1 protein-coding gene is annotated in these 261 nt (G+C 37.9%); it reads right to left on the bottom strand.

Annotated features, from left to right (window positions below):
* A partial coding sequence (locus SB749_RS19895; RefSeq protein WP_410711826.1) for a hypothetical protein occupies positions 1-261 on the bottom strand: 261 nt, incomplete at both ends.

Below are 261 nucleotides of genomic sequence, written 5' to 3'. Positions count from 1 at the left end.
CTGTTGGCGCTGGTAAATTCCCATCAAACACCCCATTTTCATTAAAATCTATAAAAGCTTCAGGTAAATCTTGTAGAGTTGAGTCAAACTCATTTTGATTAAATTCACCGTTGGCAGATACATCATTAAATGACTCTTCACCCACAGAATAAGCAAGTAAGCTAACACGTCCACCTAGTGGGTAATCAATTGGCGAGTCATTAGGCGCATCAGTAAGTGCAATTGCATCGCCATTGCTATCTAGATAATTAATTAAGTTAC

This window comes from Brevibacterium sp. SIMBA_078, assembly GCF_046534565.1.
GTDB lineage: Bacteria > Actinomycetota > Actinomycetes > Actinomycetales > Brevibacteriaceae > Brevibacterium.
Note: the sequence above shows the minus strand (reverse complement) of the source record. Positions and strands in the feature narration are given on the sequence as shown.